Raw genomic sequence first — 25,535 nt, 5'->3', positions numbered from 1 at the left:
GGTGTGAATGCAGTTGAAGCTTTGGTACATGAGCTACCAGCTTATACAGGCCCATTGTCAACCGTAGGTGACCAAGCCGCTCCAACAGTAGAGAAACCAGAGTTCAAGGGTGGAGTCAACTCCGTTATGGCCTTGAAACACGAACTACCAGAGTACACAGGGCCATTGTCAACCGTAGGCGATCAACCAGCTCCGACAGTAGAGAAACCAGAGTTCAAGGGTGGAGTTAACTCCGTTATGGCCTTGAAACATGAGCTACCAGCCTACACAGGTCCATTATCAACCGTAGGTGACCAACCAGCTCCGACAGTAGAAAAACCAGAATTTAAGCTAAGTTCGTTAGAAAAATCTCAGACTCCAGAAGCACCAGTTCAAGTTGCCAAGGAAGACAAGAGATTGCCAGAGACTGGTGAAAAACAGTCAGAAACAGCTATTTTCTTGGCAAGCGTTGGACTAGCCTTATCTGCTATCTTTGTAGCAAAAAGCAAAAAAGATTAGTTGTGTATGACAATTAAACTCTTTCTTAATAGTATTCTAAACCAGTGGAGTGTATAGAACAAAAAACCTGAGAAGTACAATTGGCCTTCTCAGGTTTTTATTATCTAATTATTGATTGAATAAAGAAAAGATTGAAAAACCACCCAATTTTTGGGTGGTTAGTAATTTATTGTTGCGCTGGTTGAGGATTTTGGTTAGGCTGACCTTGATTGGTACTTGGTTGTTGTGTTACCGTATTCTCGTTGGTTCCAGCATTGGGAGTAGCTGTATTTGCATTTGGATTTGTGTTTGGTGTCGTTACACTTGACTGAGAGGTTGAAGTCTCTGGAGTCTGGCTCGCAGGAGCAGGTGTAGAACTTTGTTGAGTAGCAGGAGCAGTCCATGTAGGACGAGCTCCATTCTTAAAGACATATTCTCCACTCCTATATAAGCCCTCAGGCATAGTCCAATCTCCTGGGTGGTCATCTTCTGATAGGTAAGTCATCATTGAACGATAGACTGAAGAAGCAACTGTGAACCCATTGCCGATGACTGGAGTAAGACGATTTGAGTAACCTGTCCATACGGCCATCGAATATTTACGAGTATAGCCGACAAACATTTCATCCGGTGCAACAAGTTGACTTGATTTAATATGATTTTCGATTTCTTCATCTGAATAGTTAGAGGTACCTGTCTTACCAGCCTGAGGAAGCCATGAAATATAGGCGTTAAAACCAGTTCCAGAGGTCAAGACTGTTTTCATCATTTCTGTCATCATGTAAGCAGTGGTCTCTTTCATAGCTCGGGTACCAGGGTCAGAAAATTCTTTTTCGCTACCATCACTAAAGACAACTTTATTAATGTACATCGGTTTGTGATAGATACCACCATTGGCAAATGCAGCATAAGCAACAGCCATTTTTTCGCTACTTGCGCCGTATTGCTTATTAGATTCAGTTGTGTTACTTGATATGGCGTTAGAATAATGCATATCTGGATAGTCAATTCCTAAACCATTTAAGAAGGTTTTTGCACGGTTTAATCCAACTTTGTTGAGTGTTTCTACAGCAGGAACATTGCGAGATTGCTGTAGTGCATATTGCAGGGTGATATTACCGAAGTATCCTCTATCCCAGTTGTAGACAGGGGTATTTGTTCCAGGATAATTATACGGGATATCGCGTACAATGGTAGCAGTTGAGTCATAGATATCAAATTCCAAAGCAGGAGCATAATCAGTGATGGGTTTCATTGTTGATCCCCAGTCACGATTGGTCTCCACAGCCTGGTTGGTGCCGAATGAAACATTACTTGCTTGATGACGAGCACCAAGTTGTGCAATAACGTTACCATTAGATACATCTACAATAGTCGAAGCTACTTGCATGTCATCATCAGGATAAGTGACATATTGGTCGGTGTTATAAACATCCCAGAGTCGTTGTTGGATATCTTTGTCCACATTTGTATAGACATCCATACCTGTAGTAAGAAGGTTGTAACCAGTTTCTTGTTCAACTTGGTCGATTACTTCTTTAAGGTAGTTGTCCATGTATGCAGGATAACTGTTACCGGATTTCAGGCTTTGTAGACCATCGGTAACAGGGGTATTAATAGCTTTTTCATACTCTTCTGCGCTGATGTATTTCTGCCCCTTCATTTCTGAAAGTACCAAGTTTCGACGCTCTAGAGCAGCTTCTGGATGAGAATAAGGATCATATTGATTTGGTGCTTGAGGCATTCCGGCTAGGAGTGCTAACTGTGGTAAGCTTAAATCCTTCAAGTCTTTTCCATAGTAATTTTGGGATGCAGTTTGCATTCCATAGTTACCGTTAGACATGTAGACTTTGTTGATGTAGTAGGTCAGGATTTCTTGCTTGGTTGCTTTTTGCTCTAGTTGAACGGCTAGCCAAGCTTCTTGAGCTTTACGTGACAAAGTTTGATCGGCAGTTGAAGTAGAAAAATAAGTTAATTTGATCAATTGTTGAGTCAAGGTTGAGGCTCCCTGGAGGCCTCCTCCGCCTTGGAGGTTTCTCAATGCCGCACCTATGATACGAATGGTATCCACACCTCTATGATCAAAGAAACGGTGGTCTTCGATAGACACGATGGCCTTGACTAAGTCAGTAGGAATTTCATTTGCTTGAGCATTTACGCGACGTTCAGATCCAAGGTCAGCAATCAGTTCGTTTTTGTTGTCATAAATCTTGCTAGAGGTTGTCGCAACTAATTTACTTTCAGATAAGGCTGGAGCCTTGCTAACAAAGTAGAGGAAAACACCTCCACCTAATAGAAATAGTGCGATAAATAATGTAAGGAACGTAATTCCGATATACTTTAAGAATCGCAGAATAGTTTGTTTGTTCATCTTGTTTTACCACCTAGTAAATGTTCTTTGATAATGTCGAGATAGGGAATTTGAGGGAAAGCCCCTTGCTTTACTAAATATCCGTATTCTTGAATATATCCAAGTGGCATTGATTTTTGCCCCTTATCTTGATGATAAAAGCGAATCAAATCAAATGCCGGCAACAAATAAGTTTCCTGTTGAGAAGAAAAATGAAGCAGTACGAAGCAAATACCCTGCTGTTCTAGAACTTGTTCCATATGTTGAATCTGGTGAAGATGGAAGTTCTTCATTGGAATAGCATTCTTTTGTCGCGTTTCCTTGGCTTCAAAGTCAATGTAATGTCCTCTATACACGCCAGAGTAATCTGTTGTGGAAGCTTGTCTAAAATAGGCTTCTACAATTTTGGCTCTACTACGTTGAGGATAGTCTACTCGGACAATTTGAACAGGCGTGGGTTTTTTATGGATAACTGCCATACCATGCGTCAGATAGTAGTCGTTTGTAGCGTTAATCATCTTTTCAAAAGTCATTCCTCGATTTGCGAAATTATTTGGTTGAGAAATGGATGTTTTGTTTTTTTTTGATGAAATTTTATGAGGATAGTTGACCATATTTCTCCTTATTGGTACAATGACATCACTCTATTATACCATAAAAATAGAAAGAAAGGTGTAAAAATGACTACAGCTTTAATTATGGGATATTCTAATTTTGACTTGGGTGTCTTTAACGAAAAAGATATCAGGTTAAAAATTATAAAGAAAGCCATTCGCCGTGATTTAGAAAGTTTGGCAGAAGAAGGGATTAACTGGCTGGTCTTTACAGGGAACTTGGGATTTGAATCTTGGGTGCTTGATGTCGCAAATGAAATGAAAGAAGAATATGATTTCAACCTAGCGACCATTTTTGATTTTGAAACACACGGGGAAAATTGGAATGAAGCGAATCAGCTTAAACTTAGCCAATTTAAGCAGGTAGATTTTGTCAAATATGCCTATCCTAAATATGAACATATGGGGCAACTACGAGACTACCAACGGTTTTTACTGGAAAATACTGATTTAGCTTATTTTTTCTATGATCCAGAAAATGAGACCAAATTAAAATTTATGGATACCTTGATGAAAAATCAGGAAGGGTATCGCATAAAAAGGCTAACGTTTGAAGACCTAAATGAGCTAGCAGAAAATTTTTCTGAAAAGTAAGCCTTTGACCTTGATTTTTGTTTGCCTTTTTTTATATAATAATACTATTAGAAACCGAGAATGGAGAGAGAGATGGCAAGTATTATTTTTTCAGCAAAAGATATTTTTGAGCAAGAGTTTGGACGTGAAGTCCGTGGATATAGTAAGGTTGAAGTTGATGAATTTTTGGACGATGTCATCAAGGACTACGAAACTTATGCTGCCTTAGTCAAGTCTCTCCGTCAAGAAATTGCAGAGTTGAAGGAAGAATTGTCTCGCAAACCTGAATCTGCACCGGTTCAAGCAGAACCACTTGAAATGACGGCTACAACTTCTATGACGAATTTTGATATTTTGAAACGACTAAATCGTCTTGAGAAAGAAGTATTTGGTAAACAAATTTTGGATAACTCTGATTTATAAGAGCTTATTTGAAAAGTGCAATTTTTGGATAATCGCGTGAGGAGAATTTCTTTTCATGAGGAAAGTCCATGCTAGCACAGGCTGTGATGCCTGTAGTGTTTGTGCTAGGCGAAACCATAAGCCTAGGGACGAGAAATCGTTACGGCAGTTGAAATGGCTAAGTCCTCGGATAGGCCAGAGTAGGCTTGAAAGTGCCACAGTGACGGAGTCTCTCTGGAAACAGAGAGAGTGGAACGCGGTAAACCCCTCAAGCTAGCAACCCAAATTTTGGTCGGGGCATGGAGTACACGGAAACGAACGTAGTACTCTGACTACTTTCAGCTGTAGGCTGTTAGCGGTAGACAGATGATTATCGAAGGAAGTGGTCCTAGTCACTTCTGGAACAAAACATGGCTTATAGAAAATTGCATATAGGTTGGGGCTGAGAAAACTTTCTCAACCTCATTTTTTAAAGTGGACATATAGAAAGGTCTTATAAGACTGAAAATGAAAAAAGAATTTAATTTAATCGCTACTGCGGCAGCTGGTCTTGAAGCTGTTGTGGGACGAGAAGTGCGAGAGTTGGGCTACGATTGTCAGGTTGAAAATGGGCGTGTTCGTTTTCAAGGAGACGCGAGAGCCATCATCGAAACCAACCTCTGGCTTCGGGCAGCAGACCGTATCAAGATTATCGTAGGAACGTTCCCAGCTAAGACTTTTGAGGAGCTCTTTCAAGGAGTTTTCGCTCTAGATTGGGAAAATTATTTACCACTTGGGGCTCGTTTCCCGATTTCGAAAGCTAAATGTGTGAAGTCTAAACTACACAATGAACCCAGTGTTCAGGCTATTTCAAAGAAGGCCGTTGTTAAGAAGTTGCAAAAACATTATGCCCGTCCAGAAGGTATTCCCTTGATGGAGACTGGTCCTGAGTTTAAGATTGAAGTTTCTATTCTGAAAGACGTAGCAACTGTCATGATTGATACGACCGGGTCTAGCCTCTTTAAACGTGGCTATCGTACTGAAAAAGGTGGTGCTCCTATCAAGGAAAATATGGCAGCAGCCATTTTGCAACTCTCTAACTGGTATCCAGACAAGCCCTTGATTGATCCGACCTGTGGTTCGGGGACTTTCTGTATCGAGGCAGTTATGATTGCTAGAAAGATGGCGCCTGGTCTTCGTCGCTCCTTTGCCTTTGAGGAATGGAACTGGATTAGCAATCGCTTGATTCAAGAAGTTCGCACAGAAGCAGCCAAAAAAGTAGATCGTGAGCTTGAGCTAGATATCATGGGCTGTGATATCGATGCACGTATGGTGGAAATTGCTAAGGCCAATGCTCAAGCAGCAGGTGTTGCAGGAGATATTACCTTTAAGCAGATGCGCGTGCAGGATTTGCGTTCCGATAAAATCAATGGAGTGATTATCTCTAACCCACCTTATGGGGAACGCTTGTCAGATGATGCAGGAGTTACCAAACTCTATGCTGAGATGGGGCAAGTATTTGCACCGCTGAAAACGTGGAGCAAATTTATCCTAACTAGTGATGAAGCCTTTGAGACCAAGTACGGCAGTCAGGCGGACAAGAAGCGCAAGTTGTACAATGGAACTTTAAAAGTTGATTTGTATCAATATTTCGGTCAGCGTGTGAAACGTCAGGAAGTAAAGTAGGAAGGAAAACTCATGAGTAAGAAAAGACATGATCGTCATATAACAGAACATCAAGAAGCGCAATTTGATTTTGATGATGCCAAAGAGCTAACGGTTGGAGAAGCCATGCTAAAAAATGAAGAGGTGGAAGCAGGTGTACTGCCTGGAGATTCTATCTTGGACAAGTATGTGAAACAACACAAAGATGAAATTGAGGCAGATAAGTTTGAAACGCGTCAGTTTAGCAAGGATGATTTAGTTGAAAAAGAAGAGGTAGAAGAGGTAGAGGAGACTCAGACTCTAGATAATTTACTTCAAGAGCTTCGTGAGGGAACAGGAGTAGATTCTCCAGCTCTAGAAGATGAGTTGAGTCAGTTTGATGATTTAGAATTAACACGAGTTTCAGAAGCACCTCTTGTAGAAGAATTTGAGACTGAAGATATTCCAACACTTTCTCGAGTGACAGATAGTGAAGATGGAAATAGTAAGAAGAAATGGGTGCTTTACGGTATTCTAGCAGCATTAGTAGTTCTTATCCTTGGAACTGGTTATTATGTTTATCGTCAAGTGGATCGTTCGACCAAGGAAATCCAGACTTCTCAATCAACTACAAACACGCAGTCAGATGTGGAAGAATTCAATAATTTATATGATGCCTTCTATACAGATAGCAACAAAACGGCTTTGAAGAATAGCCAGTTTGATAAACTGAATCAACTTAAAACCTTGCTTGATAAGCTAGAAGGTAGTCGTGAATATACGCTTGCAAAATCTAAGTATGATAGTCTAGCAACTCAAATCAAGGCTATTCAAGATGTCAATGCTCAATTTGATAAGCCAGCTATTGTAGATGGAGTTTTGGATACTAACGCTAAAGCTAAATCAGATGCTAAATTTACAGATATTAAAACTGGAAATACGGAGATTGATAAAGTGCTAGATAAGGCTATCAGTCTAGGTAAGAGTCAACAAACAGCTCCTTCAAGTTCAAGTTCAAGCTCAAGTCAAGAAAGTTCAAGTTCATCAACAGAGAGGGCTACAGACAACACAAGTCCATCTTCAAGCGTCTCATCAAACAATTCAGTTTCTGCACGTGATGATAGCCATGGTGGTTTATCAAGTTTTGGAGTTGACCTCCAGAGAGCTTCGAGTCGTGTGCCGTTCAATCAATCAGCTGTTGATGATAGCAATAACTCTGCTTGGGATTTCGCGGATGGTGTCTTGGAAAAAATCCTAGCGACTTCACGCTCACGTGGTTATATCACTGGTAACCAATATATCCTTGAACGTGTCAATATCGTTAATGGCAATGGTTATTACAACCTCTACAAGCCAGATGGAACCTATCTCTTTACCCTTAACTGTAAGACAGGATACTTTGTTGGAAATGGTTCTGGACATGCGGATGCTTTGGACTACTAAACGGTTGTTACAAAATTCTTTCTTTTCAAAAATAAAAATGATAAAATAAAACAAATTAAACAAGAGGAGTGTCAAATGACAAAAGCTAACTTTGGTGTTGTTGGTATGGCCGTAATGGGTCGTAACCTTGCCCTTAATATTGAATCTCGTGGTTACACAGTTGCTATTTACAACCGTAGTAAAGAAAAAACTGAAGATGTAATTGCTTGCCATCCTGAAAAGAACTTTGTACCAAGCTATGACGTTGAAAGTTTTGTAAACTCAATCGAAAAACCTCGTCGTATCATGCTCATGGTTCAAGCTGGACCTGGTACAGATGCTACAATTCAAGCCCTTCTTCCGCACCTTGACAAGGGTGATATCTTGATTGACGGTGGAAACACTTTCTACAAAGATACAATCCGTCGTAATGAAGAATTGGCAAACTCAGGTATCAACTTTATCGGTACGGGGGTTTCTGGTGGTGAAAAAGGTGCCCTTGAAGGTCCTTCTATTATGCCTGGTGGACAAAAAGAGGCCTACGAATTGGTTGCAGATGTTCTTGAAGAAATCTCAGCTAAAGCGCCAGAAGATGGCAAACCATGTGTGACTTACATCGGTCCTGATGGAGCTGGTCACTATGTGAAAATGGTTCACAACGGTATCGAGTACGGTGATATGCAATTGATCGCAGAAAGTTATGACTTGATGCAACACTTGCTAGGTCTTTCAGCAGAAGATATGGCTGAAATCTTTACTGAGTGGAATAAGGGTGAATTGGACAGCTACTTGATCGAAATCACAGCTGATATCTTGAGCCGTAAAGACGATGAAGGTCAAGATGGACCAATCGTAGACTATATCCTTGATGCTGCAGGTAACAAGGGAACTGGTAAATGGACTAGCCAATCATCACTTGACCTTGGTGTGCCATTGTCACTCATCACTGAGTCAGTATTTGCACGTTATATTTCAACTTACAAAGAAGAACGTGTGCATGCTAGCAAGGTTCTTCCAAAACCAGCTGCCTTCAAATTTGAAGGAGACAAGGCTGAGTTGATTGAAAAAATCCGTCAAGCCCTTTACTTCTCAAAAATCATTTCATACGCACAAGGTTTTGCTCAATTGCGTGTAGCTTCTAAAGAAAACAACTGGAACTTGCCATTTGCAGACATCGCATCTATCTGGCGTGATGGCTGTATCATCCGTTCTCGTTTCTTGCAAAAGATTACAGATGCTTACAACCGTGATGCAGACCTTGCCAACCTTCTTTTGGATGAGTACTTCTTGGATGTTACTGCTAAGTATCAACAAGCAGTGCGTGATATCGTAGCGCTTGCTGTTCAAGCTGGTGTGCCAGTGCCAACTTTCTCAGCAGCTATTACTTACTTTGATAGCTACCGTTCAGCTGACCTTCCAGCTAACTTGATCCAAGCGCAACGTGACTACTTTGGTGCCCACACTTACCAACGTAAAGACAAAGAAGGAACATTCCACTACTCTTGGTATGACGAAAAATAAGTAGGTCTGCCATGGGGAAACGGATTTTATTACTTGAGAAAGAACGAAATCTAGCTCATTTTTTAAGTTTGGAACTCCAAAAAGAGCAATACCGAGTTGATCAGGTTGAGGAGGGGCAAAAAGCCCTCTCCATGGCTCTTCAGACAGACTATGACTTGATTTTATTGAATGCTCATCTGGGGGATATGACAGCCCAGGATTTTGCAGACAAGCTGAGTCGGACTAAGCCAGCCTCAGTGATCATGGTCTTGGACCATCGTGAGGAATTGCAAGGTCAGATTGAGACAATCCAACGCTTTGCCGTTTCTTACATCTATAAGCCGGTTATTATTGATAATTTGGTGGCCCGTATTTCAGCGATTTTCCGAGGTCGGGACTTCATCGACCAACACTGTAGTCAGATGAAGGTTCCAACGTCTTATCGCAATCTGCGTATGGATGTAGAGCATCACACAGTTTATCGTGGCGAGGAAATGATTGCTCTGACTCGTCGTGAGTATGACCTTTTGGCTACTCTTATGGGAAGCAAGAAAGTTCTGACTCGTGAGCAGTTGTTGGAAAGTGTCTGGAAGTATGAAAGTGCGACCGAAACTAATATCGTGGATGTCTATATCCGTTATCTACGTAGCAAGCTTGATGTAAAAGGTCAAAAAAGCTACATTAAAACCGTTCGTGGTGTTGGTTACACCATGCAAGAATAGAAAATAGGTTAGGTGAACTCAGTTGTAATCATGCAACTGAGTTTATCAATTTCCTTCTTGAGTCTTTTCCCTAGTTTGCTTAAAAGTTTTATTTTAGCACTGAGCGATTGTGAAGGAAACAATCGCTTTTTTTGTGAAAATATAATAAAATAGATAGGAGAGAATAAATACTTGTAGGAAAAAATAATACTCTTCGAAAATCAAATTCAAACCACGTCAGCTTTGCCTTACCGTATATATGTGACTGACTTCGTCAGTCTTATCTACAACCTCAAAACAGTGTTTTGAGCAACCTGCGGCTAGTTTCCTAGTTTGCTTTTTGATTTTCATTGAGTATGAGACGGCTTTTTCGTCTAGCAAAAGGAAAAAATGACAAAAAAAGTTGGTGTCGGTCAGGCACATAGTAAGATTATTTTAATAGGGGAGCATGCAGTCGTTTACGGTTATCCTGCTATTTCCTTGCCCCTTTTGGAGGTGGAGGTGACTTGTAAGGTAGTTCCTGCAGCGAGTCCTTGGCGTCTCTATGAGGAGGATACCTTGTCCATGGCAGTTTATGCTTCGCTGGAGTATTTGAATATCAAAGAAGCCTGCATTCGTTGTGAGATTGACTCGGCTATCCCTGAGAAGCGGGGAATGGGTTCGTCAGCGGCGATCAGCATAGCGGCTATTCGTGCGGTTTTTGACTACTATGAGGCAGAACTGCCTCATGATGTGTTAGAAATCTTGGTCAATCGGGCGGAGATGATTGCACATATGAATCCTAGTGGTTTGGATGCTAAGACCTGTCTCAGTGACCAACCTATTCGCTTTATCAAGAACGTAGGATTTACAGAGCTTGAGATGGATCTATCCGTCTATTTGGTGATTGCCGATACGGGAGTTTATGGTCATACTCGTGAAGCCATCCAAGTGGTTCAGAACAAGGGCAAGGATGCCCTGCCGTTTTTGCATGCCTTGGGAGAATTGACCCAGCAGGCAGAAGATGCGATTTCACGAAAGGATGCTGAAGGATTGGGACAAATCCTTAGTCAAGCGCATTTGCATTTAAAAGAAATTGGTGTCAGTAGCCCTGAGGCAGACTCTCTGGTTGAAACGGCTCTTAGCCATGGTGCTCTGGGTGCCAAGATGAGTGGTGGTGGGCTTGGAGGCTGTATCATAGCCTTGGCAGACAATTTGACACAAGCACAAGAACTAGCAGAAAGATTAGAAGAGAAAGGAGCTGTTCAGACATGGATAGAGAGCCTGTAACAGTACGTTCCTACGCAAATATTGCTATTATCAAATATTGGGGGAAGAAAAAAGAAAAAGAGATGGTGCCTGCTACTAGCAGTATCTCTCTGACTTTGGAAAATATGTATACGGAGACGACCTTGTCATCTCTACCGACGAATGCGACAGCTGATGCCTTTTATATCAATGGTCAGCTACAAAATGAGGCGGAGCATACTAAGATGAGTAAGATTATTGACCGTTACCGTCCAGAAGGTGAGGGTTTTGTCCGTATCGATACTCAAAACAATATGCCTACCGCAGCGGGCTTGTCATCAAGTTCTAGTGGTTTGTCCGCCCTGGTCAAGGCTTGTAATGCTTATTTTCAGCTTGGATTGGATAGAAGTCAGTTAGCGCAGGAGGCTAAGTTTGCTTCAGGCTCTTCTTCTCGGAGTTTTTATGGACCGCTAGGAGCCTGGGACAAGGATAGTGGAGAAATTTACCCTGTAGAGACAGACTTGAAACTAGCTATGATTATGTTGGTGCTAGAAGATAAGAAAAAACCAATCTCTAGCCGTGACGGGATGAAACTTTGTGTGGAAACCTCGACGACCTTTGATGACTGGGTGAGTCAGTCTGAGAAGGATTATCAGGATATGCTGGTTTACCTCAAAGCAAATGATTTTGCCAAGGTTGGGGAATTAACGGAGGAAAATGCCTTGGCTATGCACGCTACGACCAAAACAGCATCACCAGCCTTTTCTTATCTGACGGACGCCTCTTATGAAGCCATGGACTTTGTTCGCCAGCTTCGTGAGCAAGGGGAAGCCTGCTACTTTACTATGGATGCTGGTCCCAATGTCAAAGTCCTCTGTCAAGAGAAAGACTTGGAGCATTTATCAGAAATCTTCAGTCAACGTTATCGCTTAATTGTGTCAAAAACAAAGGATTTGAGCCAAGATGATTGCTGTTAAAACTTGCGGAAAGCTCTATTGGGCAGGTGAATATGCTATTTTAGAGCCAGGGCAGTTGGCCTTGATAAAGGCCATTCCTATCTATATGAAGGGCGAGATTGCTTTTTCTGATAGTTACCGTATCTACTCAGATATGTTTGATTTTGCAGTGGATTTGACACCGAATCCTGACTACAGTTTGATTCAAGAAACGGTTGCTTTAGTGCAAGATTTCCTCGTTTATCGTGGGCAGACCTTGCGACCTTTTTATCTAGAAATCCGTGGAAAAATGGAAAGAGAAGGGAAAAAGTTTGGTCTGGGTTCTAGCGGTAGTGTCGTTGTCTTGGTTGTCAAGGCTTTGCTGGTTCTGTATAATCTTTCGGTTGATCAGGATCTCTTGTTCAAGCTGGCCAGTGCTGTCTTGCTCAAGCGCGGAGACAATGGCTCTATGGGGGACCTTGCCTGTATCGTTGCAGAGGATTTGGTTCTCTACCAGTCTTTTGATCGAAAGAAGATAGCTGCTTGGTTGGAAGAAGAAAATTTGTCGACAGTTTTAGAGCGTGATTGGGGCTTTTCAATTTCAAAAGTGAACCCAACTCTAGAATGCGATTTCCTAGTGGGATGGACCAAGGAAGTGGCTGCATCGAGTCACATGGTCCAGCAAATCAAGCAAAATATCAATCAGAATTTTTTAAGTTCCTCGAAAGAAACAGTGGCTACTTTGGTAGAAGCCTTGGAGCAGGGGAAAGCCGAAAAAGTTATTGATCAAGTAGAAGTAGCCAGTCAACTTTTAGAAGGTTTGAGCTCAGATATTTACACGCCTTCGCTCAGACAGCTGAAAGAAGCTAGTCAAGATTTGCAGGCTGTTGCCAAGAGTAGCGGCGCTGGTGGTGGTGATTGTGGTATTGCCTTGAGTTTTGATGCACAATCAACTGAAACCTTAAAAAATCGCTGGGCCGATCTGGGGATTGAGCTCTTATATCAAGAAAGGATAGGACATGACGACAAATCGTAAGGATGAGCACATCCGCTATGCCCTTGAGCAGCAAAGTTCCTATAATAGCTTTGATGAGGTGGAGTTGATTCATTCTTCCTTGCCTCTTTACGATCTAGATGAAATCGATCTTTCAACAGAATTTGCTGGTCGAAAGTGGGACTTTCCTTTTTATATCAATGCTATGACGGGTGGAAGTGATAAGGGGAGAGAAATCAATCAAAAGCTGGCTCAAGTAGCGGAAGCCTGTGGAATTTTATTTGTAACGGGTTCTTATAGCGCAGCCCTCAAAAATCCAACGGATGATTCTTTTTCTGTTAGGTCTAGTCATCCCAATCTCCTTCTTGGAACCAATATTGGATTGGATAAGCCGGTTGAACTTGGTTTGCAGACTGTGACGGAGATGAATCCTTTACTTTTACAAGTACATGTCAATGTCATGCAGGAATTGCTCATGCCTGAGGGAGAAAGAACGTTTAGAAACTGGCAATCGCATCTAGCAGACTATAGCAAGCAAATCCCTGTTCCGATTGTCCTCAAGGAAGTGGGCTTTGGAATGGATGTGAAGACCATCGAGAGAGCCTATGAATTGGGCGTTCGAACCTTTGATCTGTCAGGTCGTGGTGGCACCAGCTTTGCTTATATCGAAAACCGTCGCAGTGGTCAACGTGACTACCTCAATCAATGGGGCCAGTCTACCATGCAAGCCCTTCTCAATGCCCAAGAATGGAAAGATAAGGTTGCACTCTTGGTCAGTGGAGGCGTTCGGAATCCGCTGGATATGATTAAGTGTTTGGTCTTTGGAGCTAAGGCTGTAGGCCTGTCTCGAACAGTTCTGGAATTGGTTGAAAGCTACACAGTCGAAGAAGTGATTGGCATTGTCCAAGGCTGGAAAGCAGATCTACGCTTGATTATGTGTGCCCTTAATTGTGCCACCATAGCAGATCTGCAAAAAGTAGACTATCTTCTTTATGGAAAATTAAAAGAAGCAAATGATCAGATGAAAAAGGCGTAACCAGCGCCTTTTTTCCATCTTTAGACTGAGGTGACTTTTTTTGAATTGTGATAAAATAGAAGGGAGAGGATGAACCTATGAGAAAATTTAAAATCTTTTTATTTATCGAAGCCTGTCTTCTGACAGGAGCTCTGATTTTAATGGTATCAGAGCATTTTTCGCGTTTTCTGCTGATTTTATTCCTCTTTTTGCTTTTGATTCGCTATTACACTGGTAAAGAGGGCAATAATCTTCTTTTAGTAGTGGCAAGCATTCTCTTCTTTTTCATCGTCATGATCAATCCTTTTGTTATTCTAGCTATTTTTGTTGCGGTCATATACAGCCTTTTTCTTCTTTATCCGATGATGAACCAGGAAAAAGAGCAGACCAATTTGATTTTTGAAGAGGTGGTAACGGTTAAGAAGGAGAAAAATCGTTGGTTTGGAAATCTCCATCATTTTTCAAGCTACCAGACTTGCAAGTTTGATGATATCAATCTCTTTCGTCTCATGGGCAAGGACACTATTCATCTGGAGAGGGTCATCCTAACCAATCATGACAATGTCATTATCCTTAGAAAGATGGTAGGAACGACCAAAATCATTGTACCTGTAGATGTGGAAGTCAGTCTCAGCGTTAACTGTCTCTATGGTGATTTGACTTTTTTCAACCAGCCAAAGCGAGCCCTCCGAAATGAACACTATCATCAAGAAACCAAAGACTATCTCAAGAGTAACAAGAGTGTCAAGATTTTCTTGACCACTATGATTGGAGATGTGGAGGTGGTCAGAGGATGAAAAAACAAGCTTATGTAATCATTGCTCTTACCTCTATCCTGTTTGTCTTATTTTTCTCCCACAGCTTGCTGGAAATCCTTGATTTTGACTGGTCTATTTTCTTGCAGGATGTCGAAAAAACAGAAAAATTTGTTTTTTTATTGTTGGTATTCAGCATGTCCATGACCGGCCTCTTAGCCCTGTTTTGGCGAGGTGTTGAAGAGTTTTCTCTCAGAAAAGTGCAGGCGAACCTTAAGCGATTATTGGCAGGGCAAGAAGTGGTTCAGGTTGCAGATCCAGATTTGGATGCCAGTTTCAAGTCCTTGTCAGGTAAACTGAACCTTTTGACAGAGGCTCTTCAAAAGGCTGAAAATCACAGCCTTGCTCAGGAAGAGGAAATCATTGAGAAGGAAAGAAAGCGGATTGCTCGGGATTTGCACGATACAGTTAGTCAAGAGTTGTTTGCGGCTCACATGATTTTGTCAGGTGTCAGCCAGCAGGCTTTGAAATTGGATAGAGAAAAGATGCAGACCCAGTTGCAGAGTGTCACAGCTATTTTAGAAACAGCCCAGAAGGATTTGCGGGTCTTGCTCTTGCATTTGCGACCAGTTGAGCTGGAGCAGAAGAGTCTGGTTGAGGGAATCCAAATCCTCTTAAAAGAGCTTGAGGACAAGAGTGATCTCAAGGTTGGTTTCAAGCAGAATGTGACGAAATTGCCTAAGAAAATCGAGGAGCATATCTTCCGTATCCTGCAAGAATTGATCAGCAATACTCTCCGCCATGCCCAGGCTTCTTGTCTGGATGTCTATCTCTATCAGACAGATTTTGAATTGCAACTGAAGGTGGTGGACAATGGGATTGGTTTCCAGTTGGGAAGTTTAGATGACCTGAGTTATGGACTCCGCAATATCAAGGAGCGGGTTGAAGATATGGCAGGGACGGTTCAGTTATTAACAGCTCCCAAGCAAGGGCTGGCAGTTGATATCCGTATTCCCCTGTTAGATAAGGAATGATAAAGGAGTAAAGATGAAAATTTTACTAGTAGATGACCATGAAATGGTCCGATTGGGATTGAAAAGCTACTTTGACCTCCAAGACGATGTAGAAGTTGTGGGCGAGGCAGCAAACGGGTCTCAAGGTATTGACTTAGCCTTGGAATTGCGTCCAGATGTCATTGTCATGGATATTGTCATGCCTGAGATGAATGGGATTGATGCGACCTTGGCCATCCTCAAAGAATGGCCTGAAGCCAAGATTTTGATTGTGAGCTCTTATTTGGACAATGAAAAAATCATGCCTGTCTTAAATGCCGGTGCTCGGGGCTATATGCTCAAGACTTCTAGTGCAGACGAATTGCTCCATGCTGTCCGTAAGGTGGCTGCTGGCGAGTTGGCTATTGAGCAAGAGGTCAGCAAGAAGGTCGAGTACCACCGCAATCACATAGAACTACATGAGGACTTGACTGCGCGTGAGCGAGATGTTCTCCAACTCATCGCCAAGGGCTACGAAAATCAGCGTATCGCAGACGAACTGTTTATCTCTCTCAAGACGGTCAAGACGCACGTGTCTAACATTCTTGCCAAACTTGAGGTTAGCGATCGTACCCAGGCTGCAGTCTATGCCTTTCAGCACCACTTGGTGGGGCATGAGGAGTTTTAGATGAGTCTAACAGATTTACTTGAGGAGCTAGAAGCAGCAAAAAATCCTAAAAAAGCAGGGCCTATGGAGGCCTATATGCGCCATCAATTTTCCTTTCTAGGCGTTGCGGCGCCAGAAAGAAATAAACTCTATAAAAAATACTTTCCAGAAGCGAAAAAAACAAAGATTATCGACTGGAATTTTGTAGATACTTGCTGGAGAAAGGGGCCTAGAGAATACCAATATGTGGCTGCCAATTATTTGAAAGCCATGCAGTCTTATCTAACGGAGAACGATTTACCTAAGCTTGAGCGGTTAGTCGTCACAAAATCCTGGTGGGATACCGTAGATATCCTAGATCGAGTAGTAGGGGGGTGGTGTATGAGAAGCAGGAACTGGAAAAAATAATCCTCCAATGGAGCCTGTCAGACAATATCTGGTTGAGACGCGTCGCTATTGACCACCAGTTGTTAAGAAAAGAGAAGACCAATGTTCAATTACTGGAAAAGATTCTGCTTTATAATTTGAATCAAACAGAATTCTTTATCAATAAAGCCATTGGCTGGGCTCTAAGAGACTACTCCAAAACCAATTCAACTTGGGTAGCAGGCTTCATTGAGAAAAACAAGGAAAGAATGGCTGACCTTAGTATCAAAGAAGCGAGCAAGTACCTTCAGCATCATTGAAAAGCGCAGTCATTACTTGAAAAAAGTCGTTCATTTATGTTATAATAGACTGTATTTAAAGAGGGAGTCAGATTTCTTGATTCTAAAAGGTTTTTAGCGCTAAGAAATTGAATAAAAAAAGAAATTAACCAAAAACTAACCAAGGAATGTATATTTTTAGTCAATGAATATAGAATAAAGTAGATCAGGAAGCTGGTCTATTTTATTTTGTATTTACTGATATATAAAAAGTTGAATCGTCTTTCTAAAAGTGATACAATAGATATACAAGAAGAAAAGGAGAAATGCTATGTCACAAATTGCTGTAAGAGTAGATGATGAATTGAAAAAAGAAGCGACTGCAATTTTTAATGAGTTGGGGTTGGATATGTCAACTGCTGTGAAGTTATTTTTGAAGCAAAGTGTGTTGACAAGAAGCATTCCTTTTGATGTTAAACTTGATTCTGAGTAAGCTGAAATAAAAGTATGGCTATATATGATACGAAGGGGTTTAGTTATGGTTTATACAATAGATCAGATAAAGGAAAAAATTGTTCCTATTGCTAAACAATATGATTTATCTAAAATTTATCTATTTGGCTCTTATGCTAGGGGTGAAGCTGATGGAAAAAGTGATGTTGATATTGCTTTGGAGTTAGAGGATGATTCGATATATTTTGATGTATATGGTAGGCTTTTAACTATTTTTGATGGTAATATAGATATTCTATTGGTTAGTGATTTACTTTCTCCTAAAACGAATATTGGGAAGTTAGTTAAGAAGAATTTTTTGAATGATAGAGAGGTTATTTATGAGAAGCCAATCTCTTGAAACTGATATAGCGTATTTGAAGGATATGGTTTTATATCTTGATAAGGCTGTTGCTGTTTTGGATAAAGCAAGAAGATATAATTTACCTTTAGATGATGATATGGTAGTTGATTCTATCGCTATGAATTTAGGACAAGTAGGAGAACAGTTATCGTTAGGAAAATTATCAGAGGAAGTAAAACAGAAGTATTCTGATAGGATAAATTGGGTTCAGATAAAAGGTTTTAGAAATTTTATTTATCATAACTATTCAAATTTGAATTTTAAAATTGTGGAAGGAATATTGAAAAAATCTGTTCCTGAAACAAAAGAAGCCTTATATTCGATTATAAGAGAATTAGAATCTGAATTATAAAATAGTATTTTGGTTAGGAGAAAGAAAATGGAGATTAAAGAAATAAGTTATCAGGATAGAGTTCCCAAAAACATGATTTCAAAATTTAATTATTTTGTGAGAGATTTTCTGAAGGAGTATTCGGATCAGCTAGATGAAATGGAAGCTGGGTCAGATATGACAGTTAAGAAAGAATATGAAGGAGATTTAGAAGTCTATTTTGTTGAATTTGATTTCAATAAAAAAGGCGGAGGTTTTTTTACAGGTTATTTAGACAATGAATTGTTTGTGACTTGTAATGGTGAGTTTTGGGGAGATGTTATTTTAGAGTAAAAAGCGAAGGAAAATTAAATGTTCCTGTATATTTGATTCGTTTTTTAGGTCAAAATGGGCAACCAAGTATTTGAAATTTGTTCGGAAATAGAAAAAAATAACACTATCTTAGATAATGTTATTTTTTTTGTTTTCATTATAAAAATTTGTAGCTATTTCTTTAACGTAGTTTTCATAGCTGGCTGGAATATCAGCGTTTTTTAGGTAGTCTTGATAGTTGAAGTGTTCATCTATTGGATATTCACTATTCACTAAACTCATAAAGTCTAGGATTCGTCCTTTTTCACTGTTGTTTTCAATGTGATTTTTAAAAGTATCAATTTGAGAAAGTGAGTTGTTACAATCATCATTGATTAAATGGTGTTTTTCATGAAGAAGGACATTTATTTTTTCAATATCGCTTGTGTCGGAACGAAGAAAGATAAAGTGCTGATTATTTACAAGTACATATCTACCTTTACTTGATAAGTTTTTAAGAGTGATAACTTGGCAATTTAATTTTTCAATCTCTTTTATAACTTTGTTTAGATTCATACTTATTTTTTATTAGAGAAGTAGTCTTTTAAAAAGTTCTTAATGATTTCTCTGTCATTATCTGTGATGGGTGTACCATCATAAGCGACTGAGTTATCAATGGCTGTGTCGATGTCTGCTTCTAAAGTTGAATTTGGAATATCCGTTTGACCTAGTAGATAATCAGTAGAAACATTGAAAAAATCGGCTAGTTTTTGTATGGTTTCTCTGGAAGGTTTGCGTGAACCTTTTTCCCAATTTTGATAAGAGGGTTGACTAGTTCCTATGTGTTCGGCAATTTCTTTTTGAGTATAGCCCGTGTTTTTTCTTAGTTCTTTTAGTCGTTCAGAAAACATAAGGGATCCTTTCTAAGTAAAAAATAAAAATTTTTTTAAAAAAGTGTTGACAATATATCGGGAACGATATATAATAGATATATCGAAAGTGATATAAATTTTCAATTTCGATTACAATATGTCTTTTATAGTTTTCTTAATAAACTCAACGGTTTCATCTGATAGTAGTTGGTTCTTGTAAGAGATTTTATCAGCGTTGAGGATTGATTCGATACGAACAGTCCCATCAGATAGAAGTTCTTCGATAGAAACCCCAAAGAAATCAGAAAACATTTCAAGGGTGTTAAGGTTTGGTTTGCTTTTACCGCTTTCCCATTTTTGATAGGATTGTTGAGTAATATCCAACTCTTGAGCAATTTGTACTTGAGTAAGATTGGCTTTCAATCTTAAATCTTTTAAATTTTTAGAAAACATAAAAAGTTTTAAAAAACCTGTTGACAAAACAGATAAAAAGTTGTATTATAATAATACAGACTAAAAGCTGTTAAGTCAATACCTTTCATAAAATAAATGAGGAGTAGAGAATGGAACAGTCAACTTTCTCAAATAAAGAAAAAACAAAATTACAAATGTTCTCGTTTATTTCAGATATTTCAAGAATTTGTGAAGATAATCTTGAAATGGTAGAAAGTCTTAGAGATAAATATGATATGCAGGGACTCTCGGAAATTCGTCTAAATGATATTGAACGTGTTTCATTGATGTATCGTCAAGCACTAGGAAAAGTTTTGTTGAAGTTAGACGAGGAGATAAATGAAGTTCCGTCTGAAGATTACATTGACTTTGAGACTATTTTGTTCGACTAGGAAAGATAATCTCGTTTCCTTTGCGGACAGGAATTAGGATAGTCAATTTTCCTTTCGAGCGGGTCTTGAAAGCCTTGTCCATATTTTTAGCTTTATCAACTTTCCTCTTTGTAACTTTCTTTCCATTTTCTTGATAACAATTTCTGTTATGGGAATTGAAGTCATCTTTGAGATGGTTTCCTTGGAGGACGAAAGGGTGAAGTTTACACTTTGCCATAATATAGATTCCTTTATTTAATTTAATGGTTCTTTAGTACAATCAAGTATGAGTTGTTTGTACTGCTAGAGCTATTAAAGCTAGCTAGAGTGAAACCTATCTGTAACTAAAACTTTTTAGAAGAATAATCAATGTTTGCAAATATGAGTTTTGTTTCAAGTAAAAGATTGAGTGATTTCTTTTAAAAGTGATAATAGGTATAAGTTATTTTCTCTAACTAACGATAGTAGTTATTGGTCTTTGAAAATTAAATAAAAAAACGTGTCAGGCAATGATAGACACTGACCAAACACGAATATTAAATGTAGCAATTTAATTATACGTGAATTTTGGGAAAATGTCAAGTTGTCTGATGGTAGGTATATTTCATGGAGTTTAGTTGTTTCATCAATTCGCTTAGAAAGTTTGATAAACTTTTCAAACTCTTCCTCAGTAAATTGATAATGGTCTTTTACGTGCTTAGGTGTGACCTTTATTTTAACTTTCTTAAACTCAGCCACATCTACTAACTAGATTCCATGAAATGTATCTACAAAACTTTATAGATTCTAAACTCTTTGCCAACTTATCTTAGTAGGACTAAGGAAAGAATAGATAACGTATAATTGCATAGATTGTGCAAAAAGTTGTCATTTTTGGGTAGTATTCAAAAGATTTAATGTAAAGATGGACTAACAACTTCATAATGTTGTAAATGATGGATATTGTTTTAGTAATGATTTCAACCATAATGTTCTCTTTTCTAATATTTTTTGAAAACAAAAATCCAGCAAAGTGTGTTTCCATCTTACTAAGCTGTTTACGATATTTTGTTTTTTTGTTTGATAAACGGTATTATTATACCATAAGTAAATGTGGTTGGCAAGGAGTTTAGAGTTTGTAAAGTTCACGTTGGGTTTTTCGTCCTTTCGCCTTAGTAGATAAGAAAAGGGAACTGACGGCTGTGGAGCAGTCAATGATACTTTGAAGAGGTAGCTAGAGTGAGATAGTGAGGCTTTATCGTATGGTCGGTGTGTAAGAGTAAACTCTTGCTAATGCCTTTGGGTAAGAAAGAGGGGATATTGAGTTATCCTTAAATTTGTGACCTTGGCGCAGGTAGTAAGCTGAGAAGCTGAAAGTATGCGAAGATAAGAGCATACATTTTATATTGCTATATTCTATTGAAAAAATGTAAAGAGGCTTTGAAAATAAGCCTTTTTATTTTGCAAAAAATTAACAATAACTAGATTTTTATGAAACAGGTTTTGTCCTGATAAGAATTGAAAGTATTGTTAGTTTTCACAAGGGAATCTATTGTGTTCCTTTATGTAAACTAACAATATGAGTAGAGGTGTAGAGAAGAAGAAAAGAGGAATCAAAATGATTAACGTATCAAAAGCATTGATTTTGTATAGAGAAAGAAATAATAAGTCTGAAGATGATTTAGCAAATTATCTAGGTATCCAAAAGAAAGCATATAAACGCTATGAAAGTGGAGAACGTGAACCTAGTCTTGATAAGCTGTATAAGTTAGCTTACCTTTATAACTGTAAGATTGATGATTTTATCAATGTTGATGAAAAATTCACTGTGAAGCGTGAAGAAGTTTTGTCCACAAAGGACTTAGATAATCTAGGGTGTCACCATCAATTTTCTCATGGATTGGTAACAATGTTGACTAAAGGGAAAAGTTATGAAGAAACTATTCGCTTTGCTGGTGATGATAAGACTAAGTATGTTTATAAGAGTGAAGTGAAGCGATTCTTACTTGAACTAATTGAAAAGATTGAGTAGTAGGAAAGAGGTGTGTTAAAATCGAAGAGTATGGTTATAAAGAGGGGTTAAGAACATATTCCGAAGAATGGATCATAAAAGAGTATAATCGAATCTATAGTCGATTCTGCTGGAATTTGAAAATCTATGCTCATGTAAAAAATGGTGCTGATGTCTATGTATCATCAAAGAAAAGCTGCGATGATTTATATTATCAGTTGTATGGTGTTGGACAGTTGACTCGTTGTTATTACAGCAAGATAATTTCTAAAATCGAAAGAACGTATTCTTATTTTAGAGAAAATGGAGTGATTATTGAGTTTTAAAAAAATGTTGAATCTGAGAAAGATATTTTATAATAAGTAATATTATTTTAAGTAGATGGGTAAAATTTTAGAAGGTCAGTTTTAACTGGCTTTTTTTGTTTATAGAAAAGGAGAAAAAATGATTTTAGTAGTTTATAAACGATCTCGTTCACCTTCATAGAATGGGATTGTAAAATTGAAATTTTTATTTATAGAAAAAAGGAGAAAAAAATAGATGTCAAAGACACAAGAATTTAAGGCTTACGGTTCAATCCGTAAGACAAAAGTAGCTGGTGCGTGTGGAGTTATTCTTGCGCTTGGTATTTTGGGAATGGGATTTCAAGGGACTGTATCTGCTGATGAAGTAAAACCTACTACACCTGTTGCAGTAGAAAAGAAAACAGAAGTAGAAGTTCCTATTGCTCATGACAACCTTGATAAAGCTGTTACTGAAGCTAAAAATGCTGGTGTTAAAGTTGAAGTCGGAACAGTTCAGGACAAAGGTGTTGCAACCTCTGAAACAGTAGCAGAAAAGCAAAAAGAAATTGAAGCTGATTATGCGAAGCAAGAAGCAGAAGTTAAAAAAACAACTACTGACTACACAAACGCTAAAATTGACAATGCAACCAAACGCAAGGAAATTGAAGAAGAAAATAAGCGTATCGCAAGGGATAATTCTAAAAAAGAAGCTGACTACAACAAAGCTGTAGCAGACCAAAAAGCCTACAATGAAAAGGTTGAAAAGGACAATGCTGATTTAAAAGCTGATTATGATAAGAAGTTGGCTAGTTACAATAAAGATTTGGCTGTTTACAATAAGCAAAAAGAAGAACTTGCTAAGAAGGGTGTAAAAGCTGAAAAACCTCATATTAAGGTTTATGGTGATTATGATGAAAGTCAGCGTGGTAGCGTTGGGTACTACAGCAACTTAACAGCTTCATTTGAAGGTATTGACGGTCTAACTGCTGTAAAAGATTATATTGGTTTGCACTCTGACACTACTATTAGTGGTAGTCGTGCAGGATTGCTTGGGAAAAATCCTGAATATTTTGCTGAAATTGTAAATCCAAAGGCAGGCGATTCATTCACGCTTCACAATGTTGCTGAAAGTAAAGATGGTAAGAAAATCTCTGCTAAGTTTACTTTTAATAGTGCTGAAGCTTATTTTGTAAAAGATGGAAAACCGTTAAGTGATACTAGAATTTATGTTCGTAAAGATAATGGAAGTGGCTCTATTAACTTTGTATATGGGAACTTGATTCAATTTGATACTAAAATTGATTTATTCTATGAAAAGACAAATAAACCTGCTGTGACAGCGATTGCTTCAACTTTCAACGACATTGACTGGGGACAGGAGTTGCGCTTCACTTACCAAGACGGTTCAGAAGGCATTGTCCTTAACCCTAACGGTTCAGATGTTAAGAAAATTACTCGTGGTGGCAAAGAATATTTTAAGGGCGAACATAAGTCTGCTAGTGGTAAATATTACGAAAACGTTGGAGACGAGTCAGATATTCCACTTGGTTCACTTCTTTCTGTTGGATATGGTTCTAGCTTTAATTTTGCTTATCATATCGGTACAGGTGTGGCAAGTGAGGAAGAAATTGAGTCAAAACGAGCAGAAGTAATCAGACAAAATGGTGGCAAAAACCTTGCCGATAAGGATATTTTCTATCAAGATGGTTGGGCTGTTGGTTTGTTTGGTAAAGCAAGTGCAACTGTTCCAATCAACATTTTGATTAAACCTCCTGTTGAGCCTAAGTATCAGTCAAAAGATACTAAGGAAATTCCTAAACCTAAATATGATGATCCTAAAGAATTGCCTGGGCGTCCTTTACCTTTTAAAGTAAAAGTGAACTACTCACGTTTGCGTGTTCAACCTTCAACTCCAAAACCTGTGAAGGCTATTACTGATAATTATGGTCACAACATTGATGGCGCAAATACATTTGACAAAAATGTGAAATTCAGTTTGACAACTGACTATAAACCATATTCAACTTTTACTACTGATTCTAAAACTTATGGTAAAACATGGGCTATGGCGGATGACGTACAAGATGGTGCTTATAAAGTAGATGACAGCAAAATTACTATGAAGGATTCTACTGGCAAAGACGTTAAGGCTTTGTTTAATATGTATCATGTTCTTTCTGAAAAACAACGTACAAAAGAAATTCAAAGCATTTTGAAAGAAGCTGGATTGAACCCTAAAGGTGAGTTTTACCTTTGGGTAGCGAAAGATTCTGCTTTATTCTATCAAAATTACGTTAAACAAGCTAAGAATATCACGATTGACCTTCCTGCTCGTTTGCTGGTAGAAAAAGGACAAATTGTTAAAAATGATTTCCATCAAATCGACTTTGGAAATGCCTTTGTTTCTAACTTGGTAACAGTTCAAGTACCTGACTTGAAACCTGAAAAACACGCTTTGGATCAGAAAGATGATAAGAAGATTCGTGACGGTCAAGAAATTCAAATTGGCGAATACCTACGTTATCTCTTGAACGGTGTGACTGTTCCTTCTAAGCACGATTCTCTTTACCAATATGACGGTATTGATATGCTTGACTTGAAGCATGACAGATATACAGGTAATTGGTCTGGTATCATTCGTGGTACAGAATACGTTGCTGAAAAAGACTTAGTTCTTTCTTATGATGTAGTCTTGTCTGACGGTAAAGTGGTTAAGGCAGGAGACAAGATTGCTAAAGGTTCTGCTTATGCCTTCCAATTTGAGTTCAACCAAAGTACAAACTCTGACTTTATCAAGAAAATTGTTAAAGTAACTTGGAACGAAAAAGACGGTAAGTGGGCTTACACTATTGACAAAGAGTTCTTGAACTCTCTAGGTGTTAAAGGTACGTTTGACGCTGATTTCTATATCGAAGTTGAGCGTATTGCAAGTGGAGAAGTTGAAAATAAATTTGTGAACATTATCAACAGTCAAGAAATGGATGCGAAAGTAACAACTCATACACCTGAGCCTGAAAAACCACAAGAGCCTAAAAATCCTGAATTACCGAATACTGGTGCAGCAGCAAGTTCTCTTGGATTTGTTGGTACTGGAATTTTGTCTATGCTTGGTTTATTTGGTTTGAAGCGCAAAAAAGATTAAGATATTGTTGTTAGGACGATAATAAAACAGGAATTATCGTCCTTTGTTCTTTAA

At 38.8% G+C, this 25,535-nt stretch carries 26 protein-coding genes, 1 other RNA gene and 1 pseudogene; 23 read left to right on the top strand and 5 right to left on the bottom strand.

Going from position 1 to position 25,535, the window contains the following annotated elements; all coding sequences use genetic code 11:
* On the top strand, positions 1-498 hold a 498-nt coding region (locus N8O80_RS07685), incomplete at its 5' end, for an SIALI-17 repeat-containing surface protein (protein WP_261027649.1).
* 166 nt (positions 499-664) lie between these two features.
* Here N8O80_RS07685 and pbp1a read toward each other — a convergent pair.
* Together pbp1a and recU are read right to left on the bottom strand one after the other, a co-directional pair.
* The gene (gene pbp1a, locus N8O80_RS07680; RefSeq protein WP_261027648.1) at positions 665-2,848 is read right to left on the bottom strand and encodes a penicillin-binding protein PBP1A; all 2,184 of its coding nucleotides are present in this window, start codon (positions 2,846-2,848) and stop codon (positions 665-667) included.
* The gene (recU, locus tag N8O80_RS07675) at positions 2,845-3,441 is read right to left on the bottom strand and encodes a Holliday junction resolvase RecU (RefSeq protein WP_261027646.1); all 597 of its coding nucleotides are present in this window, start codon (positions 3,439-3,441) and stop codon (positions 2,845-2,847) included. The genes pbp1a and recU overlap by 4 nt, the downstream gene beginning before the upstream one ends.
* Before the next feature lie 66 nt (positions 3,442-3,507).
* Between recU and N8O80_RS07670 the strand changes: the two genes are divergently transcribed.
* The 19 genes and pseudogenes from N8O80_RS07670 (at position 3,508) to N8O80_RS07580 (ending at position 18,411) form a co-directional block, all read left to right on the top strand.
* Positions 3,508-4,035: an SLOG family protein gene (locus N8O80_RS07670; RefSeq protein WP_004263565.1), complete on the top strand. Its 528-nt coding sequence runs from the start codon at positions 3,508-3,510 to the stop codon at positions 4,033-4,035.
* Between the two features lie 72 nt (positions 4,036-4,107).
* Positions 4,108-4,437, top strand: coding sequence for a cell division regulator GpsB (gene gpsB, locus N8O80_RS07665; protein WP_000146534.1), 330 nt, complete (start codon positions 4,108-4,110; stop codon positions 4,435-4,437).
* A gap of 20 nt (positions 4,438-4,457) precedes the next feature.
* Positions 4,458-4,839, top strand: an RNA gene (rnpB, locus tag N8O80_RS07660) — RNase P RNA component class B.
* 84 nt (positions 4,840-4,923) lie between these two features.
* Entirely contained in the window at positions 4,924-6,081 is a 1,158-nt protein-coding gene (locus N8O80_RS07655; RefSeq protein WP_049552138.1) for a THUMP domain-containing class I SAM-dependent RNA methyltransferase, read from the top strand.
* A gap of 12 nt (positions 6,082-6,093) precedes the next feature.
* Positions 6,094-7,482: a cell division site-positioning protein MapZ gene (gene mapZ, locus N8O80_RS07650; protein ID WP_261027642.1), complete on the top strand. Its 1,389-nt coding sequence runs from the start codon at positions 6,094-6,096 to the stop codon at positions 7,480-7,482.
* Positions 7,483-7,557: 75 nt separating this feature from the next.
* On the top strand, positions 7,558-8,982 hold the full coding sequence (gene gndA / locus N8O80_RS07645) for an NADP-dependent phosphogluconate dehydrogenase (protein WP_000158778.1): 1,425 nt from the start codon (positions 7,558-7,560) through the stop codon (positions 8,980-8,982).
* A gap of 11 nt (positions 8,983-8,993) precedes the next feature.
* A complete protein-coding gene (locus tag N8O80_RS07640; protein WP_261027640.1) occupies positions 8,994-9,683 on the top strand; it encodes a response regulator transcription factor in 690 nt (229 codons plus the stop codon).
* Between the two features lie 369 nt (positions 9,684-10,052).
* A complete protein-coding gene (mvk, locus tag N8O80_RS07635) occupies positions 10,053-10,931 on the top strand; it encodes a mevalonate kinase (RefSeq protein WP_261027638.1) in 879 nt (292 codons plus the stop codon).
* Positions 10,913-11,866, top strand: a complete 954-nt coding sequence (gene mvaD, locus N8O80_RS07630; protein WP_261027636.1) for a diphosphomevalonate decarboxylase — start codon at positions 10,913-10,915, stop codon at positions 11,864-11,866. The genes mvk and mvaD overlap by 19 nt, the downstream gene beginning before the upstream one ends.
* On the top strand, positions 11,853-12,860 hold the full coding sequence (locus N8O80_RS07625) for a phosphomevalonate kinase (protein WP_261027634.1): 1,008 nt from the start codon (positions 11,853-11,855) through the stop codon (positions 12,858-12,860). Before mvaD ends, N8O80_RS07625 begins: the two co-directional genes overlap by 14 nt.
* A complete protein-coding gene (fni, locus tag N8O80_RS07620; protein WP_261027633.1) occupies positions 12,844-13,854 on the top strand; it encodes a type 2 isopentenyl-diphosphate Delta-isomerase in 1,011 nt (336 codons plus the stop codon). The genes N8O80_RS07625 and fni overlap by 17 nt, the downstream gene beginning before the upstream one ends.
* A gap of 77 nt (positions 13,855-13,931) precedes the next feature.
* Positions 13,932-14,630: a cell wall-active antibiotics response protein LiaF gene (liaF, locus tag N8O80_RS07615; RefSeq protein WP_261027632.1), complete on the top strand. Its 699-nt coding sequence runs from the start codon at positions 13,932-13,934 to the stop codon at positions 14,628-14,630.
* Positions 14,627-15,622 (top strand): envelope stress sensor histidine kinase LiaS, encoded by a 996-nt coding sequence (locus tag N8O80_RS07610; RefSeq protein ID WP_261027631.1) that lies wholly within the window; start codon positions 14,627-14,629, stop codon positions 15,620-15,622. Before liaF ends, N8O80_RS07610 begins: the two co-directional genes overlap by 4 nt.
* A gap of 13 nt (positions 15,623-15,635) precedes the next feature.
* Positions 15,636-16,268: a response regulator transcription factor gene (locus N8O80_RS07605; RefSeq protein ID WP_261027630.1), complete on the top strand. Its 633-nt coding sequence runs from the start codon at positions 15,636-15,638 to the stop codon at positions 16,266-16,268.
* A pseudogene (locus tag N8O80_RS07600) lies at positions 16,269-16,933 on the top strand (DNA alkylation repair protein).
* 289 nt (positions 16,934-17,222) lie between these two features.
* On the top strand, positions 17,223-17,384 hold the full coding sequence (locus N8O80_RS07595; protein ID WP_000077978.1) for a type II toxin-antitoxin system RelB/DinJ family antitoxin: 162 nt from the start codon (positions 17,223-17,225) through the stop codon (positions 17,382-17,384).
* Positions 17,385-17,429: 45 nt separating this feature from the next.
* Positions 17,430-17,744 carry a nucleotidyltransferase family protein gene (locus tag N8O80_RS07590; protein ID WP_261027629.1) on the top strand — a complete coding sequence of 105 codons (315 nt, stop codon included), beginning with the start codon at positions 17,430-17,432 and terminating at the stop codon, positions 17,742-17,744.
* The gene (locus N8O80_RS07585) at positions 17,725-18,099 is read left to right on the top strand and encodes a HepT-like ribonuclease domain-containing protein (RefSeq protein WP_094753514.1); all 375 of its coding nucleotides are present in this window, start codon (positions 17,725-17,727) and stop codon (positions 18,097-18,099) included. Before N8O80_RS07590 ends, N8O80_RS07585 begins: the two co-directional genes overlap by 20 nt.
* Before the next feature lie 27 nt (positions 18,100-18,126).
* The gene (locus N8O80_RS07580) at positions 18,127-18,411 is read left to right on the top strand and encodes a hypothetical protein (RefSeq protein ID WP_261027623.1); all 285 of its coding nucleotides are present in this window, start codon (positions 18,127-18,129) and stop codon (positions 18,409-18,411) included.
* Between the two features lie 108 nt (positions 18,412-18,519).
* On the opposite strand, the gene N8O80_RS07575 is transcribed toward N8O80_RS07580, so the two are convergent.
* From N8O80_RS07575 to N8O80_RS07565, 3 genes are all read right to left on the bottom strand, one after another.
* Positions 18,520-18,945, bottom strand: coding sequence for an ImmA/IrrE family metallo-endopeptidase (locus tag N8O80_RS07575; RefSeq protein ID WP_261027621.1), 426 nt, complete (start codon positions 18,943-18,945; stop codon positions 18,520-18,522).
* Between the two features lie 2 nt (positions 18,946-18,947).
* Complete coding sequence (locus N8O80_RS07570; protein WP_261027619.1) at positions 18,948-19,280, bottom strand: helix-turn-helix domain-containing protein; 333 nt, start codon at positions 19,278-19,280, stop codon at positions 18,948-18,950.
* A gap of 111 nt (positions 19,281-19,391) precedes the next feature.
* Positions 19,392-19,694: a helix-turn-helix domain-containing protein gene (locus N8O80_RS07565; RefSeq protein WP_261027617.1), complete on the bottom strand. Its 303-nt coding sequence runs from the start codon at positions 19,692-19,694 to the stop codon at positions 19,392-19,394.
* 110 nt (positions 19,695-19,804) lie between these two features.
* Between N8O80_RS07565 and N8O80_RS07560 the strand changes: the two genes are divergently transcribed.
* From N8O80_RS07560 to N8O80_RS07550, 3 genes are all read left to right on the top strand, one after another.
* Positions 19,805-20,086 carry a hypothetical protein gene (locus N8O80_RS07560; protein ID WP_000438215.1) on the top strand — a complete coding sequence of 94 codons (282 nt, stop codon included), beginning with the start codon at positions 19,805-19,807 and terminating at the stop codon, positions 20,084-20,086.
* Positions 20,087-21,662: 1,576 nt separating this feature from the next.
* Positions 21,663-22,076 (top strand): helix-turn-helix transcriptional regulator, encoded by a 414-nt coding sequence (locus tag N8O80_RS07555; protein ID WP_261027615.1) that lies wholly within the window; start codon positions 21,663-21,665, stop codon positions 22,074-22,076.
* Between the two features lie 519 nt (positions 22,077-22,595).
* Complete coding sequence (locus N8O80_RS07550) at positions 22,596-25,481, top strand: SspB-related isopeptide-forming adhesin (RefSeq protein ID WP_261027613.1); 2,886 nt, start codon at positions 22,596-22,598, stop codon at positions 25,479-25,481.
* Positions 25,482-25,535: the final 54 nt, after the last annotated feature.

Origin of the sequence: Streptococcus mitis (assembly GCF_946190155.1) — a bacterium.
Taxonomy (GTDB): Bacteria; Bacillota; Bacilli; order Lactobacillales; family Streptococcaceae; genus Streptococcus; species Streptococcus mitis_CL.
Note: the sequence above shows the minus strand (reverse complement) of the source record. Positions and strands in the feature narration are given on the sequence as shown.